Below are 16,029 nucleotides of genomic sequence, written 5' to 3' on the forward strand. Positions count from 1 at the left end.
GGCTAATAACACCATTTTTGATATTTATGACCGCTTATCTATGATCTGCGTGTAGGTTACTACTAAAAATATCTTGCCAGTCACGTACTATGAGCGCTGGTACATCTTCACTTGGAACAGGCTTACTAAATAAATAGCCCTGAAAATGCTTGCACCCTAACGCGGTTAAAAACAGAAGCTGCTGAAGGCTTTCAACGCCCTCAGCCACACACTCTTTGCCTAAACTGTGTGCCAATGTGAGTGTTGATTCAATAATTGCCTCATCATCAGAATCAATGCCGATGTCTTGAACAAAACTTCGATCAATCTTAAGCACATCTATAGGAAAACGCTTTAAGTAAGTCAGCGATGCATAGCCGGTACCAAAGTCGTCCATATAGAGTTTACAGCCTAACTCTTTTAGCTTTTTCATACTTTGCAGTGCAAGGCTTGAGTCACGCATTAAAATAGATTCTGTTATTTCAAATACAATAGCCTCTGATGGCACGTTAGCATTAATAAGCGCTTTTTTAATCTCTGGCACAAGCTCTATAAATTCAAAATCTAATGCCGATAAGTTAATCGATAAATACAAATCAGGAGATGCTTTTCGCCATTCGTTAAGCTCATTCAATGCTCTGCCAAAGGTTTGTAGCATTATTTTAGTTATTAAACCAACACCTTCAGCCGCTAACGAAAACTCCTGTGTTTGGATTCGTTTATTTTCAGGCCAGCGAAGTAATACTTCAAAGCCTTCAGTTTGATGTGTGTGAGCATTTATAATAGGTTGGTAGTAATTACAAAACTCATGCTCTTGATAAGCTTTTGTTAACTGTGATTCTAAATGAAGGGCTTTTTGAACATGCTGATTCATTTCTTGTTTGTAAAATTGATAATTACTTTCAAGCGCACCTTTGGCATGATAGAGCGCAATGTTTGCCGCCTTCAGTAAGGCACCACTTTGTGTTGCATCATCAGGAGAAATAGCAACACCAATGCTTAAATTAATATTCACTACTTGGTCGTTAATACTTATATTTTGATTCACGCAATCCATAAGTTTGGTACAAATAAGTAATACCTCTTCTATTTGGTGAATATCTTCAACCAGGACCACGAATTCATCACCACCAAATCGTGCAATACTGTCTGATGAACGTAGTGAGCATTTTAATCGCTCTGCAACTTTTTTAATAAGTTCATCGGCGACTTCGTGGCCTAATGAATCATTAAAATATTTAAAGCGCTTAATATTAATATGTAAAAGCGCAGCTTTGCATAAGTGCTTTTGGGCTTGCTCAAGGGCATGCTCAACCCTATCATTAAACAACGTACGATTTGGTAAGCCGGTTAACACATCAAAGTTAGCGAGTTGGTGCAGTTCACTTTCTGCCAGTTTTTGTGCATGTATATCCGTTAAAATAATCACGTAGCTGCTTAAGCGTTGTTCTGTATCAGCAACCGCACTTATTTTAACTAGCACATGGCGCGACTCTCCATTGTGAAGGCGTACCATATCTTCACAAGAAAAATGCTCCCCTTCTGAGAGCTTTTTCATAATACGTAAGTAATCAACACGGCTTTTAGGCGACATACCTAAGTTTAACGCCCTGCTTGAAATGGGCTCTGCAGCAAAGTTAAAAGCGGTTTGAAGTGATTTATTAGATGCACGAACATTAAAGTTTTTATCGAGAATAAAAACCCAATCACGAGTTTGTTCAAATGCAGCAGTAAATAAGCGTGCGTGCTCTTCAAATACCATTTCACGGGTCATGTTAGTGTATGTACCCGCTACTTTTTGAGGCGTTTTTTCATCCCACTCAACCACTTTGCCAAAGTCTTTATACCAACGCCAATAGCCTTTGGCATGGCGTACACGGTATGTGCAGTTAAAGTAGCCTTTATCAGTCGACAAAAACTCTAACCACTCTAAACGAAATAGTTGTTTCTCTTGCGGATGTATTTTAGCCAAGTATTCATCAAGGCTTACAGTATCGTGTTTATAACCCAGCTCATTACTTAAACGAGGCTGATAAATACTTGGATTACTTGACTGCCAATCCCATACGCCAGACTCACTGCCTTCAAGGGCAAGCTTTAAACGGGACTCACTGTCTTTACTTTCTTTATGCGCAGCCAATAAGATACGTTGAATTTTATTACGTCGCCTGACCCACATGGCAATAAAAAATAAAAATAAAGCGCCGTATAACACCATAAAGTAAGGCGCACGCCAAAGTGGGTATTTAACCTTTATTTTTAATGTAGCTGGCTTGGTAAAAATTCCCGTTAAGGGGTCTTTAGCCCAAACTTTTAATGTATAACTACCAGGGTTTAACTTAGGAAATAGTACTCGGTTGTTATTTCTTGCGTAGGTTTTTTGCCCGTTATCAAGCTGGTACTCATAGATAATACGTTCTTGATTACTAAAAGCCATTGCAGAAAAAGCCACTTCAAGACCAATGTCATCGTGGTTTAAAACGACTTCATTTAGAGGTTGCCTTAAATCGCGAGATAACTCTCGGGACATTAAATTTACCCGCGTAATATTTACATGCTCTATAAGCGGCTTATAACTTTGGTTTTCCATTGGATGAAAATACGTTATTCCTTTTAACCCTCCATATACAATGCGGCCATCGTTAAGCTGCGCCATTGCTGAGCTATTAAATTCAGCTGATAAAAGCCCCTCGGCTGTACTAAACTGCTGAAAGTGGAGCGTTTCTGGATTTAAACGCCATATTCCTTTATGGCTACTCATCCAAATCATACCGTCGTCGTCAAGCACCATACTGTAAAGTAATGTACCTAGTTTATTCTTATCCAGATCAATAGTATGAAGGTGTTCATACGTTGATGAATCAATACCAATTAAGCCAAAGTTAGAAAGAGAGATCCACAACACGTTGTTATTATCAATTACGTATGAAAGCACACTAATTGCAACGTTTTCATGTTGTTTGGGTACTTTATAAATCATTTCTAACGCTAAGTTGTTAGGGTTTAATTGATATAAAATACCGGCATTAAAAAAGAGTGGCCAGTCAGGTTTATTTGGTAAAGCGGGTAAAAAACCATGTGCTAAAAAAGGGTTAAATTGTGCCAATTCACCGCCCAATCGTGTCACAATTTTAGTGTCTATGTTATAAACAAACGCGCCATGGTCACGATGCATAAAATATAAATCGCCATTTGGCATTAAAGCAACACCGTGTACCCACCCTGAGATATGATCTTGATTTGCCGAATTTTTTGTTTTAGGTTCAGTGACTTGGTACGTATTTGGATCAAAAATATACAAGCCTCGATTTGTATTAAGCCAAAGCATATTTTTATAGGGCATAATTTGCCAAACACTAAACTCGCGTGTGTAAGCGTCAGCTTTATAATCTTTTAAATATACTTTGCTGGTATTGGTTTTTAAATCAACCTCAGTTAAGCCATTATTGGTTGCAAGCCAGAGCTTTTCGTTAAATTCGGTTATTCCCCATATTGAATGGTGAGATAAACCTGCGCCACCCAGCACACTGCCATCAACATTGTTAAAATGATACGTATCTTTTGATAGATAAAAGGCACCATCACTTTTTGTGGCCACCCATACGCCACCAGACTTATCTTTGGCCATATCAATAATGCTGGTGTCGGCTAAGGTATATTTACTTTGAGTGATTCGTGTATTTTTTATTAACTCACCACTGTTTAAATCAAATTTGAATAACCCTTTGTCTGTCGCAAGATCGATTTCACCTTGGTTGTACTCTATTTTCCACACATTTAGGTCGGCAAGTAATACTTTATTTTTGAATGCAATATCGGGACGTTCAAACATGCTTGGTAAATCACTAATATCAACCTGATACATACCTTTAACCGCACCGACTAATAGCTGGTTATTTTCACCCAGCTCAAACGACTTAACATTATTTTGGTAAACATGCGCCGCCTCACCTTTTAAATGCTGTAATGGACGAGTTAGATCATTAGCAATATCATGAACGTAAGCACCGTGAGAGGTCGCTATAAAAATGTAACCGTTATAATGAAACAAGCTTCTTACTAATGTATTTTTGTATTCTTTAGGCAGCTCAAAAACAGATTCAATCACACCGCTTTGAATATCGAGCTTCGCAAAATCTCGACCTCGTCCAATCCATAGTGTTTTTGAATCAGCCGCTAGCATGGTAAATACTGATTGATTAAAAATTTGCTCTTCGTTGCTTGGAGGACTTAAAAATTGCTTGTAAGTATCTGTGGCTGGATCATATCTAAAAAGACCCTCGAGTAATGAGGCAATCCAAATATAACCGTCTACGTCTTGGTATATTCTGTCAATAATTGCTTCTTCTAGCTCTCCATTTGGGCCATTAATCGGGGTTACTTGATACCCATCGTAACGGTTTAATCCCCCTTCGGTAGAAAGCCACAAATACCCGTTATTATCGATGAGTATGGTATTAACGTAGCTTTGTGATAGACCTTCACTGGGTGATAAACGCTTAACTTGTGCACCAGCCTGGCAACTCACTATAGTTATTAAAACTAAGCAGCAACTTAAAATCCAATTAACGCCCTTACTCATGGTCATTCCATATGGTTTTTTATTTTTATGGGTACTCTAGTGCGACAATATTACGGTGCTTATACATATCAAAAAGTACGTGTAGATCAGCAGTATATGTTAACACTTGGTTAAAACCAATACTGAGGTATAAATCGACTATGTTTTTAAATGCAAAGGTATAAACATGCATGTGTTGATGCTTCAAAAGATCAGTTATTAATTGCTTTGCTAGCCCTTTTGAGCGGTGTTCTTTAGCAACATAAACCGTGGATAAAAACAAAAAATTGTATTTATGTTGCACCCTACATGCAGCCACTATTTGCTCATCTAAGTATATAACCCATACTTGATCTTGCTTATTAGCGCGCCCGCTAGCCCCATGTAGTTTGTAAAATTTATTTACTAAGGGTGTTTTTACTTTATCTAATAATTGGGTGGTATACATTTTAACTAAGCATTAATGCCAAATATTGCTCAAATTTTTGTTTTAATACCGTTTGCTCTGCTACTGGACGGCTATGGATTGTATTATAAACTTGCTCGCGTGTTTTTTTATTACGCTTAATTTGGTATGCCCAAAATGAGGCTTCATAGTCGAGCTGGATTTGGTACTTATCTTCACGTGGTAATAAACATAGGTTAAAACTCACAGGATTTCCTCATTCTTTATATGGCTTAGAGTGTAATACATAGCTTGCAGTGCTGGGCAAAAAGCAAGCACCTTGTTATTATACGCCTCTTATTAATTTATCTCAGCAGTAATTGGAAATGATAATGCAAAGTCGCTTTAGTGTATTGTTTCTATTAACGTGTTTTATGTTGAGCACGGCATGTTTTAGCAATCAAAACACGCTCACATTTAACCGCCCTGATAACGTACCGCAAGCAAATTATGTTCTTGAGCTTCTTACACTCGCCTACAAGGACATAGGCTACGAAATACACCTTATCGATTTTAATCCCCAAAATGCTCTTCGCGCTGCTAATAATGGCACACTAGACGGACAGTTGGGTCGAGACAAAAGTATAGAGGTAGATTTTCCTAATTTGCTGCCTGTTAACTACCCATTGTTCAAGTTTAAATTAATACTGTATAAAAACTGCCAGCAAAGCATATTAAACCGGCTCGATAACGTTGCTATTTTAGCTGATTGCCCCATACAAGCACAGTACATAAAAAATACGCAATTTGATGGTAATGTAATTGAAGTAAAAAATATAAGTACGCAACTAAACCTGCTTACTCAAGAAAAAGTAAAAGGTATATTGCTACTCGATTTTGCATCTGACAGTCTACCAATCCAGCATCCTGATGTTTGCTACCAAAAAGAGACACTACGTGTAACACCTGTTTATCATTACTTAAACAAACAAAATGCGCATCTAATTGAAGGCTTAGAAGCGGCACTTAATAAACTTCATAACAATGGCACGGCTTATGCGCTTAAAGCTAAATACAATATGTATGATTAAAAATCGAATCCGTGCTGCTTTGCCGTGTTAGTTGCACTTTCAGCTTGCTGTTTTTTGAGAAGATATCGCTTGTAGCGCTGCTGGCATAGGCTCAAAACTTTTTTCTTTTGTGCATTGGTTAAAGAGTTCCATAAAAATCGCTCGTCACGACTACGGTAACACCCTTTGCAATACCCTCTATTGTTAACTAAGCAAATACTTTTACAAGGACTTGGAATATCAAATATTTCAATTTGTTGCATAGCATACACCGCTTAGTTAAGGTCATACTTGCAGTATAGCGTTATTTTTAAACAAAAAAAAAGTAGCAATACTATTGCTACTTTTTACTTTGTTTACTTAATGCTAAAGCGATTCAGGGCTTTTAACATTTATTTGTGCTTTACGATGAAATGGTTTTGCATACATAGCTAATACAAGTGGCTTAAGCTCTTCAGGTACCTGCGCAATACGTTGTTCAAATGTTGCCGTATCTGGAGAGTTAATTACCGACTCTTTACAACCACCAGCAATATAATTGCCTGGATGTAAGTAAAATGAATCTATTATTTGCTGGTCAATAGTGTTAGCAAGTTCCTCAGCGCTATCGCATTGTGACTCAATAGGCTGCCCAAAAGCTAAATGAACATGGCCCTTTGCCGTACTAAAGCCCTCAACAATACTTAAAATATCTTCACCCACCGACTTAACATATTCACCATGTTGTTGCTTATGATAAAGCTCTTTAGCTTTTGCTATAGCGCATGGCTCATATTGATAAGAAATAGACACAGGCACAACTTTTAGCTCTTTAATGTATTCACCAAACTCTTTCTTTTGCTTACGGCCATTAAGTTGCAACATTTTTAGTAATGCAGGATCGGTTTGATCAAAGCCATCTTTAGCGCGCCCTTCTTTTTGTGCAATCCAAATGGAGTGTCCGCCCATTAGTGAGTCATAAATATACGACGACAATTGAGTAAGGGCTTTTAGCATTTCTTTAGGGGCTTTAGCTGAGCGCTTAACAATAAAGCTTTTATTTAAACGCATCAGCTCTGTTATGTAGGGTATTTGCAGTAAATTATCGCCAATAGCTATTCGTACCGTTTTCATTTTATGTTGGTATAACCCCCAGTTAACAAGCGCAGGATCAAGCACTATATCGCGGTGGTTAGAAACAAATAAATAAGCTTGATTAGGATCTAATTTATCTAAACCTGAAAAGGTGACTTTTGACGTGGTGCGTTTTATAAGTTTATCTAAATACGTAGCAACTTCATTTTGAACATCTTCAACGCTCGTTACTTTTCCCCACTTTTTGCGTAGTTGGCTTCTTACCAATGGGCGGGCAATAAATGGCACTGCTGATAGAAAGCGCGGTAGGTTATACTTAGCAATGACATCTATAAATGCATCATCACTCATTAAACGCGCTAATGATGCGTTAACCTCATTGTCGTTGTAAGGTCTTATGTCTGCGTACTTGTCTTCTAATTCACTCATTACTGCATCTATAAAGTTAAAAAACGGCACGTAAAATACGTACCGTTTGTTTTATTGGTTTGAGTATAACTCAGGCAAACTCAAATGCGAACTAAGTCAGGCTATTGCATTTTTATAAAAACTAATAAGCACTCTTAAAAATACATATATAACAAATAATTAAGTAATGCTCTTACCAGTTACCTTTCGCTTTGCTTGTAATGCTATGACAACTAAACGCAGAATAAGTGCGATTAAAATTACACCACAAATAAAGCTTAGCCAATATGGCAGCACCTGATGCTCTTCACCTAGTTGCGGGGAAACAACAAAGCCAAACTCAGTTACTAAATAATCCGTTAAAAACCCAAAAATCAATGCAACCCCAATAACCCCTGTCAAATAAGCGAATACAGCACGCTTGCCAAGCTCATTAGCTACAACACCTAACGTAGCAATATTTGTTGCCGGCCCTGCGAGCATAAACACTAACACCGCTCCAGGCGATACTCCACTCAATAGCAAGCCTGCAGCAATAGGCGTAGAAGCAGTGGCACAAATATACATGGGTATACTGATCAAAATCACCACGAGCATGGCAACAATGCCACTGCCCCACTGTGTTAAAAATGACTCTGGAACATAGGTCTGTACCAACGCGGCAAAGAATAAACCAATCATTAACCAGACCATGGTATCCGACAGAAGTTTATTGCAGCTAAAACTTATCGCTTGTTGTACTTTCTGCCATTGACTTTGTAATGCCTTGTTTGGTTTATCACAACAACTGGTTTGAACTTTAGGCTCCGCCGTTTTAGACGCACAACAACTGGTTTGAACTTTAGGCTCTGCCGTTTTAGACGCACAGCAACTGGTTTTTGTTTGAGCATCTGCGGCTGGCTTAGTCTGCAGCCTATCGGTATCTCGCCCAACTAACACACCTGCAACAATAGCACTGCAGATAGCAGCTATGGGACGAATAATAGACATAAACGGACCTAATAACACATACGATACTGAAACAGAATCAACCCCCGTTTCAGGCGTCGACACTAAAAACGCAGTCGTGGCACCTTTTGAAGCACCGGCGCGTCTCAAGCCTATTGCAGCAGGGATAACACCACATGAACACAAGGGCATTGGCGCACCAATTAAAGCCGCTTTCACTGTGGTCAAAAAGCCTTCTTTACCTAAATGTTTATTTAAAAAATTTGCCGGTAAATATACATTTAATAACCCAGCAATCAGTAAACCAAGCATTAACCAAGGGGCAGATAGTAAAAATAACTGCCAAAAATTATTAAGTAAGTCCATCGATGTCCTCCAAGGTTGTTAATATTGAACAGTTATAAGCGGGCTCTTGTCCACCACAGCACTTATCTGCCAGTATCGATAGCGATTGATGAAAACGTGTTAGCTCAGCAATACGCTCTGCAACTAGATCACGTTTTTGTATCGTTAAATCTTTTACTTCATGGCACGAATGCTGGTGTTTTTTAAATTTAATTTGCAACAGATCTCTAATCTCTAACAAGCTAAAACCAACATTTTTAGCACGCAAAATAAACTTCATTTGTTTGAGAGCTGCCTTATCATAATCGCGATAACCTGCCTCGGTTCGACTTGATGGCGTTAACAAATTGTGTTTTTCATAGTATCTTAGGGTATCTGTTGAGACACCTAACTGATTTGCAAACTCACCTATTTTCATTTGTTTCTCCAATGAGTATATTCTCAACTGATGCCAACTATAAACCTTAGAGCACACACCAAGGTCAAGTATTAAAATTATTTTATTTAATTAGGACACATCATGAAAATTACTGTTCTCGATAACGCCACATTAGCAAATACATCACTTGCCTGTTTAGAGCAACTAGGGAGCCTTAAAACCTACGAACTTACTAGCCCAGAGCAAGTTGTTGAGCATAGCCAAGGGGCTGATATTTTAATTACCAATAAGGTCGTGTTAAACCGCGAAACAATTAGCCAACTAAAAAATCTAAAACTAATATGCGTGAGTGCTACGGGAACTAATAATGTTGATCTAGAGGCTGCAAAAGATCACGGCATTGCAGTTACAAACGTTGCAGGTTATTCAACACCTTCGGTTGTTCAACATACCTTCTCTTTAATCACAAACCTGCTAGGTAATACACACCGATATCAAGCTGATTGTCAGCAAGGTGCTTGGCAGAAAAGTGAAATGTTTTGCCGTCTTGACTACAGTTTTAATGATTTACAAGGCAAAACACTAACAATCATAGGCGGTGGTACACTAGGACAGGCTGTTGCAAATGTAGCCGAGGCTTTTGGTGCAAATGTAGTTATGTCTGAGCGCAAAGGTGCACCATGCCGCGATGGCAGAACGCCTTTTGACGAAGCCATAAAAACCGCAGACATAATTAGTGTGCACTGCCCGTTAACAGAAGAAACGCGCAATCTAATTACCTTAAACGAATTTAAAGTAATGAAACCAAGCTGCATCATAATAAACACAGCACGAGGCGGTATTATTAATGAGGCGGATTTAACCAGTGCACTAGAGCAAAATATAATTGCTGGCGCAGGCGTTGATGTATTAACAAAAGAGCCTGCTGAGCTTTCAAATCCACTGGCAAATTATAAAGGGAGTAACCTATTGCTAACGCCGCATATTGCGTGGGCAAGCACCGAATCAATTGTGCGATTAGTTAAAGAGGTAAGTTTAAATATTAAAGCATTCAAACAAGGGGAGCCTCGTAGCCGCTTAGTTTAATACTCACCTTAGCCAAGTAACCTGAGCTCTGAATAGTAAATACCTTAATCATTGCTTGGGTTAAATAAACTAAAAAGTGGCTGTTTTTACCAATTTTTTTATTTTTTAAAATTAACGAAATACCACACACAACGTAAGCAATTGATTATAAATAAAATTTAAACTTGGCGTATACTTTGCGTTACTATCATTAATAATTAAGTAAAAATGATTAAGGTACATACAAAAATGAATAAATCTCTACTAGCAGCGGCACTTATTACTCCATTTTTAACGGGTTGTGTTATCGCCGTATCTGATGGTGAAGCAGAAACGCACTGGGCAGGTAATGACTCAACTAGCTGGCAAACTAAGCACAAAAATAATCGCGAAGCGATTTCTGAATTAAAAATGGATAGCAGCTACCAGTCGGTATTAACAACACTTAAAACCCCTAATTTTACCGAGTTACTAAAAAAAGGGGATGATGTGTATCAAGTCTTATTTTATGCAACTCATAGCATTCATTCTGATGGTAAAATGACTAAAGATGAGTGTACGCCACTTGTATTCAAAAACGATAAACTTGTCGGTATTGGTGACAGCGCATTAAATATGGTTAGCCACTAAAATACAAAAAGGCCAGTAACGTTACTGGCCTATTTTATTAGTGAGCGACCACTCTATTACGGCCAGCCTCTTTTGCTTCATACAACCCTAAGTCAGCTTCTTCTAATAATGAATGCTCTGAGGTTGAGCGGCCATCTTCCATAGTTGCAACGCCAATACTGATAGTTATGCATTGTGCATTTAACGATGTTTTGTGCTCTATATTTAATTTGTTTACTGCATCTCTGAGCTTATTTGCAAACGTAATTGCTTCCTCTTTAGATACATCAGGTAAAATAGCCGCAAACTCTTCCCCACCGTAGCGGGCAATAAAGTCACTTCCACGTTTACATTGTGCCAATAAAGATTGTGCTACTTTTTTTAAACATTCATCACCGGCTCTGTGACCGTATGTGTCGTTGTATCGTTTAAAGTAATCTATATCCATTAGCAGTACAGATAGCACCGAGCCCCCTCGTTTACTTCTTCGCCACTCTCGAGACAAATTTTCATCAAGGTAGCGTCTATTGGGTATTTCGGTTAATCCATCTATGGACGCTAACATTTCAAGTAAATCGTTTTTTTGTTTTATCAGTAATTGATTTCGTACTCGCACTCTAACAATAGAAGCACTGAATGGCTTAGTAATATAGTCCATCGCGCCTAGCTCTAATCCTTTTGATTCATCAGCATGCTCTTGATTAGCAGAAATAAAAATAACTGGAATAGCCTGGGTAATAGGATTTTCTTTTAACTTAACAATAAGTTCAAAGCCGTTCATAACGGGCATTACAATATCAAGCAAAATCAAATCAAACTGCGTAGTTCTTACAAAAGCGAGTGCTTCTTCTGCACTTTTAGCTAAAAACACGTCATGCTCTTCACACAACGTTTTTTCAAGCACTAATCTGTTAAGTGGATCATCGTCAACTACAAGCACTTTAGCTTTTTTTGACATCCACCGCCTCCAAACCTCTAATAAATACAATAACCTGCTTCAACTGCATAATAAGCTCTTTTATGATTTGATCTTCAGGGTCATTGGTTGCTTTAAGACTTTGTTCGCACTGAAGCGCACAAGACGATAACCGCTTAAAACCCAAGTTACCCGATACTCCTTTGATACTATGCACTAAACGTACCAATTCACCTTTAACGGTACATTCGTCAATTTGTTGTAATTGGGTCTCACATAGGCTAGAAAATTTATCAATCATAGTATTAAGTAACGCCTCATCAGCGCTAAATTGAGCTAAGGCAAATGCCCTATCAAAAAATACCGTTTTAGTGATCTGCATATCTGCAATGGCATCTAGAAGTACTTTAGCAACAACGGGCTTTGTTAAATGTTTATTCATACCGCATTTTAACGAACGCTCTATATCCGCAGGTTCACAATGCGCTGTCAATGCAAATATAGGCAATTGCTTATCGTCAAACTGTTGACGAATCAAAGTAGTAGCTTGACAACCATCTATATGCGGCATTTGCACATCCATTAAAATCAGATCTGGTTTTAAAACTTGTAGCAGCTCCATACCATCAGATGCATTGGTTGAGGTTACAACATTTACATTAGCTTTTTCTAAAACACTACTTATAATTTCTAAGTTTAGTTTATTATCATCAATTGCCAAGATCAGTAAACCTGACACCTCTCTACTCGGTTGCTGTGCCTGTATATTAGCGTCACTTGCAATTTGCTTTAATGCAAAACCACTACTTAAATCAAATAATCGCTGTCCAAGTGCAGATGCTTTAACATGCTGAGCTAATAAGCCTTTACTCATAGATGAACTAAAGGTTAGCTGATGATTAACGATAATGACCGATACAGTGTGTGAAGTAAGCGAGTCATTTATTGCTTTTACACTTAATAGTTCAGGTAAATCAGCTTCATCAACAATAAGCTGATTACGTCCCGAAAGTTTGATTGGGTAATTCAATGCTTCATCTAAATCAATACTGGTTAACTCTGAATAGGCTGCTACAGCGCGTTTTAAAGCTCGGCTTCGCTGGGATATAATAGCCAGAGCATCAACAGGCAACAGCTGATTTTTTGTATCGTCTACCTGTAAACTAATGCTGAAATAAAACTCACAACCAAGGCCTTTTTCACTGTTTACGGCTATCTCGCCGCCCATGAGCGATACAGCATGTTTTACAATAGCTAACCCTAACCCTACACCTTGATGGGCGCGTGTTGATGATTCATCGCCTTGTGTAAAGGCATCGAATAAACGTAATTGGTCAGCCTCATTAATCCCGCTGCCAGTATCTTTTACACTAAAACAGATCGCTTGCTCGTTACTATCTCCCTCAATTAGCTCCATTTTTAAGGTAATACTGCCATTGTGAGTAAACTTAACAGCATTAGTTAATAAATTACCCAACACCTGCTGTAGTCTTATGCTATCGCAAATCAAACTAGGTGCAATTAAAGGGTCAACATCAATAATAAATTCAACCCCTTTTTGCTCACACAAGGGCCCTGTTAAGCTATCGCAAATATCAACAAGTTCCACAACCGTAAATGGGGCTAGTTTTAACTCAGCCTGTGCGCTTTCAACTCTGGCAAAATCGAGCATGCGGTTGAGCATTAATAGTAAACTTTGCGCAGCTTGCTTAGCTTGATCTGTTTGCTGAATTTGTCTTTGCGTAAGCCCTTGCTCTATAAGCATGTCAAGCAAACCTAACACCGCATTCAAAGGGGTACGTATTTCATGACTTAAGTTAGCAATAAAGCGACTTTTAGCAAGGGTTGCGCGCTCAGCATTGTGCTTAGCTTTAGTTAATGCACTCACATCTTGTAAGTGGATAACATAATACGAAGGATCTCGCTTTTCATCCCACACGAGCGATACACTGAGTTGAAGCCAGCTAGTCAAATTTCCTCGTGCTAATGTTAAATGATAAACCTCTTTCTTATCATCAAGCAGCTGAGCTAGTCTTGTTTTAATTTCTTGCCACTGACTATCATCAAATAGCAGTTTAAGTTGCTCACCTACCAACACATCTTGCTCAGTAAATAGTTTTCTTGCTGCTTTGTTTACTTGCAATATAGTCTGATCAAGCGAAAGAAGCACAACACCGTTTGCAGCAAATTCAATAGCACTTCTAAATTTAGACTCAGACGCTTTTAGTGCATGTAAAGTTTGCTGCTGTTCTGTTATATCTCTACCGATCCCCATTGTGCCTAACAAGTGCTGCTGCTCATTGTAAAAAGGCGCAATCGTCAGTTGGTAAGACTTATCATCTGTATCAACGCGTTGCTGAACATTACTGCGATTTTGTAAAACCTGCTTTTCAAGAATACTTATTTGTTCGTATTCGTCAGTTATATCTTGTATACGCCTACCCACTAGCGCGCTTTGATCGCACCCAATGTACGCTTCAAATGCCTTGTTGCACCCTAAAAAAGACCCATCAATATTCTTAAAATATATAAAATCAGGAACACTGTTTAACATTGTGTTTAGTAAAGCTAAATGTCGCTCTTTAGCTTGATAACTGCGTGTTAGTTTTTCTGATTGCAATTGCAGCTTTTCGTCAAGCTCTCGGTTTACATCTTGCAGCGAATCGACTAGTTGTCTGTTTTTAGCAAATACTAGTTTTATTTTAGTGAACCATGGCTGCCAATTAATAGGGATTTGATAATTAGACTCTTTGCTGTTATCGCTATTACTTTGCTCTAAGTAATGCATAAGATGTGTCATAGGTTTTAAAAATATGCGCTGACTTAACCAAAAGAACACGCAAAACATCAAACTTAAAAACAGCGTTAAAAATATAAACTCGAGTAAAATTTCATACCGAATAAGATTTACAAAATCGGATTTAGGCTCATAAAATGCAGCATGTATTGGGAGGTTGCTTTTTGGCTGCATAAAAAAGTTTGTGCCACTGGTTAACACCGTTAATTTTTGTTGTGATGCCGCCATTTCAGGCCAGTATTCTTTAAGTGTGATCCCCTCAGCTATCGCATTTTTTGTGCTTGCAACAACCTGATCAAACCGATTAACAAATATATATTCCCCCTGATTTGGCGTAACTTTTTTTAGCCAGGCAGAAATAACCTCCACATCGTAAATAACGATAATATAATCACGCGAGCCAAGTTCTCGCTGGCGTCCGATTGAGTAGTAAGCCTTCCCGTCTATATTTACAATCGGGCTTGAAGATAAAAGGCTGCCTGAAAAGTCTGGTTTAAATCGCCCTTCAAGAATCTCTGTTAGTAATAAACTCTTGCTCTTATTACGCCTAGCTACAAATGCAGCGCCATTTTCATCAACATACGCAACGGCGCTAAGCGACTGCATAAGTGCCAGAGTTGTATTAAACGAAGGACCTAATTTAACTAACTGTTGCCACTTTGAAAGTTCATTTGGTGAAAGATTAAAATCCCCTTTACCTACAATCTCGGTGCCTTGTTGAGTAAAATGGCGATAGTAATAACCTTCATACTGATTAATACCTTCAAATAAATTACGATTAGCAAGACTCAGTGCAGGCTGCTCGTATAAGTTAAGCATATTAGCCATTAAATCACTGATTGATTGCATGCCATGATTTATTTGGGCGGATATATTAAGAAAATCAGCATCACGTTTTTCTACTGTGCGCTCAAGCTTGATATTGTAAAGATGTAAACACAGTAAAAAAGCAACAATTAAAGGCACCAACAGGGCAACAATTAAAGAGCGATAATAATGTTTGAGAGGTAAAAAATTCAACGTGCAGTCTGCCATTTGGCCCGAAAATCAATCATTAGACTATCGAGCCAAATAGTTAAGCGCAAGTTATAAATTTTCTTCTGCAAATGAAGCCAACCGACTCCTTACAACACCGTTAAGATTTATAGTTGCACTGCCTTCAAAGTTTTTAAAACGCTCTACTATGTAGGTTAAACCTGATGTGACTGGGGTTAAGTAATTACTGTCTATTTGTGCCAAATTACCAGTACAAATGAGCTTGGTTCCTTCACCGCACCGAGTAATAATTGTTTTAAGTTGAGACGCTGTTAAATTTTGGCTTTCATCTAAAATCACCCCCGAACTGATATCATACTATCTGTAGTGGTCAATAAAATTTGGCCACAGTTTTAGAGTCTTGATATCTAACCTCAGATTCATTTGGCGCTAAACCGGCATTATATTGATGCGGCCTAACGTTGTTATAATATCCGTTGATATAATCACTAACGCTA

The 16,029-nt window shown here is 38.3% G+C and carries 12 protein-coding genes and 2 pseudogenes; 3 read left to right on the plus strand and 11 right to left on the minus strand.

Translation table 11 applies throughout. The annotated features are described in order from the left end of the window. Positions 1-34 precede the first annotated feature (34 nt). Genes RF53_RS16120 through RF53_RS16130 form a run of 3 tightly spaced genes read right to left on the minus strand, consistent with a single transcriptional unit; the run spans position 35 to position 5,193 of the window. Positions 35-4,561: an EAL domain-containing protein gene (locus RF53_RS16120; RefSeq protein WP_039038276.1), complete on the minus strand. Its 4,527-nt coding sequence runs from the start codon at positions 4,559-4,561 to the stop codon at positions 35-37. 25 nt (positions 4,562-4,586) lie between these two features. Further along, positions 4,587-4,988 carry a GNAT family N-acetyltransferase gene (locus tag RF53_RS16125; protein ID WP_039038277.1) on the minus strand — a complete coding sequence of 134 codons (402 nt, stop codon included), beginning with the start codon at positions 4,986-4,988 and terminating at the stop codon, positions 4,587-4,589. 1 nt (position 4,989) lies between these two features. Then, entirely contained in the window at positions 4,990-5,193 is a 204-nt protein-coding gene (locus RF53_RS16130) for a DUF3283 family protein (RefSeq protein ID WP_006793205.1), read from the minus strand. 124 nt (positions 5,194-5,317) lie between these two features. Here RF53_RS16130 and RF53_RS16135 point away from each other — a divergent pair, with 124 nt between their 5' ends. Beyond that, positions 5,318-6,016 (plus strand): substrate-binding periplasmic protein, encoded by a 699-nt coding sequence (locus RF53_RS16135; protein ID WP_039038278.1) that lies wholly within the window; start codon positions 5,318-5,320, stop codon positions 6,014-6,016. Here the strand turns inward: RF53_RS16135 and RF53_RS16140 are convergent. The 4 genes from RF53_RS16140 to zntR form a co-directional block, all read right to left on the minus strand. Then, positions 6,013-6,258, minus strand: coding sequence for a DUF1289 domain-containing protein (locus tag RF53_RS16140; protein ID WP_010556589.1), 246 nt, complete (start codon positions 6,256-6,258; stop codon positions 6,013-6,015). The two genes, RF53_RS16135 and RF53_RS16140, sit on opposite strands and share 4 nt — an antisense overlap. Before the next feature lie 103 nt (positions 6,259-6,361). After that, positions 6,362-7,498 (minus strand): 1-acyl-sn-glycerol-3-phosphate acyltransferase, encoded by a 1,137-nt coding sequence (locus RF53_RS16145; RefSeq protein ID WP_033019396.1) that lies wholly within the window; start codon positions 7,496-7,498, stop codon positions 6,362-6,364. A gap of 159 nt (positions 7,499-7,657) precedes the next feature. After that, complete coding sequence (locus tag RF53_RS16150; RefSeq protein WP_039038279.1) at positions 7,658-8,791, minus strand: SO_0444 family Cu/Zn efflux transporter; 1,134 nt, start codon at positions 8,789-8,791, stop codon at positions 7,658-7,660. Then, positions 8,778-9,188, minus strand: coding sequence for a Zn(2+)-responsive transcriptional regulator (zntR, locus tag RF53_RS16155; protein WP_039038280.1), 411 nt, complete (start codon positions 9,186-9,188; stop codon positions 8,778-8,780). Before zntR ends, RF53_RS16150 begins: the two co-directional genes overlap by 14 nt. Positions 9,189-9,290: 102 nt before the next feature. On the opposite strand from zntR, the gene RF53_RS16160 reads away from it, so the two are divergent. Together RF53_RS16160 and RF53_RS16165 are read left to right on the plus strand one after the other, a co-directional pair. Then, on the plus strand, positions 9,291-10,235 hold the full coding sequence (locus RF53_RS16160; RefSeq protein WP_008128005.1) for a D-2-hydroxyacid dehydrogenase: 945 nt from the start codon (positions 9,291-9,293) through the stop codon (positions 10,233-10,235). A gap of 228 nt (positions 10,236-10,463) precedes the next feature. Beyond that, positions 10,464-10,844 (plus strand): DUF3192 domain-containing protein, encoded by a 381-nt coding sequence (locus RF53_RS16165; RefSeq protein WP_006793212.1) that lies wholly within the window; start codon positions 10,464-10,466, stop codon positions 10,842-10,844. Positions 10,845-10,881: 37 nt separating this feature from the next. On the opposite strand, the gene RF53_RS16170 is transcribed toward RF53_RS16165, so the two are convergent. The 4 genes and pseudogenes from RF53_RS16170 to RF53_RS19405 all read right to left on the minus strand — a co-directional run. Next, on the minus strand, positions 10,882-11,781 hold the full coding sequence (locus RF53_RS16170) for a diguanylate cyclase (protein WP_039038281.1): 900 nt from the start codon (positions 11,779-11,781) through the stop codon (positions 10,882-10,884). After that, entirely contained in the window at positions 11,765-15,556 is a 3,792-nt protein-coding gene (locus RF53_RS16175; protein ID WP_039038284.1) for a PAS domain-containing hybrid sensor histidine kinase/response regulator, read from the minus strand. Before RF53_RS16175 ends, RF53_RS16170 begins: the two co-directional genes overlap by 17 nt. A 66-nt stretch (positions 15,557-15,622) precedes the next feature. Beyond that, positions 15,623-15,871, minus strand: a pseudogene (locus tag RF53_RS16180) (PhoH family protein); the annotation flags it as partial. Between the two features lie 31 nt (positions 15,872-15,902). Continuing rightward, a pseudogene (locus RF53_RS19405) lies at positions 15,903-16,029 on the minus strand (IS3 family transposase); the annotation flags it as partial.

The organism is Pseudoalteromonas sp. ECSMB14103, from assembly GCF_000813065.1.
Lineage (GTDB): Bacteria > Pseudomonadota > Gammaproteobacteria > Enterobacterales > Alteromonadaceae > Pseudoalteromonas > Pseudoalteromonas marina.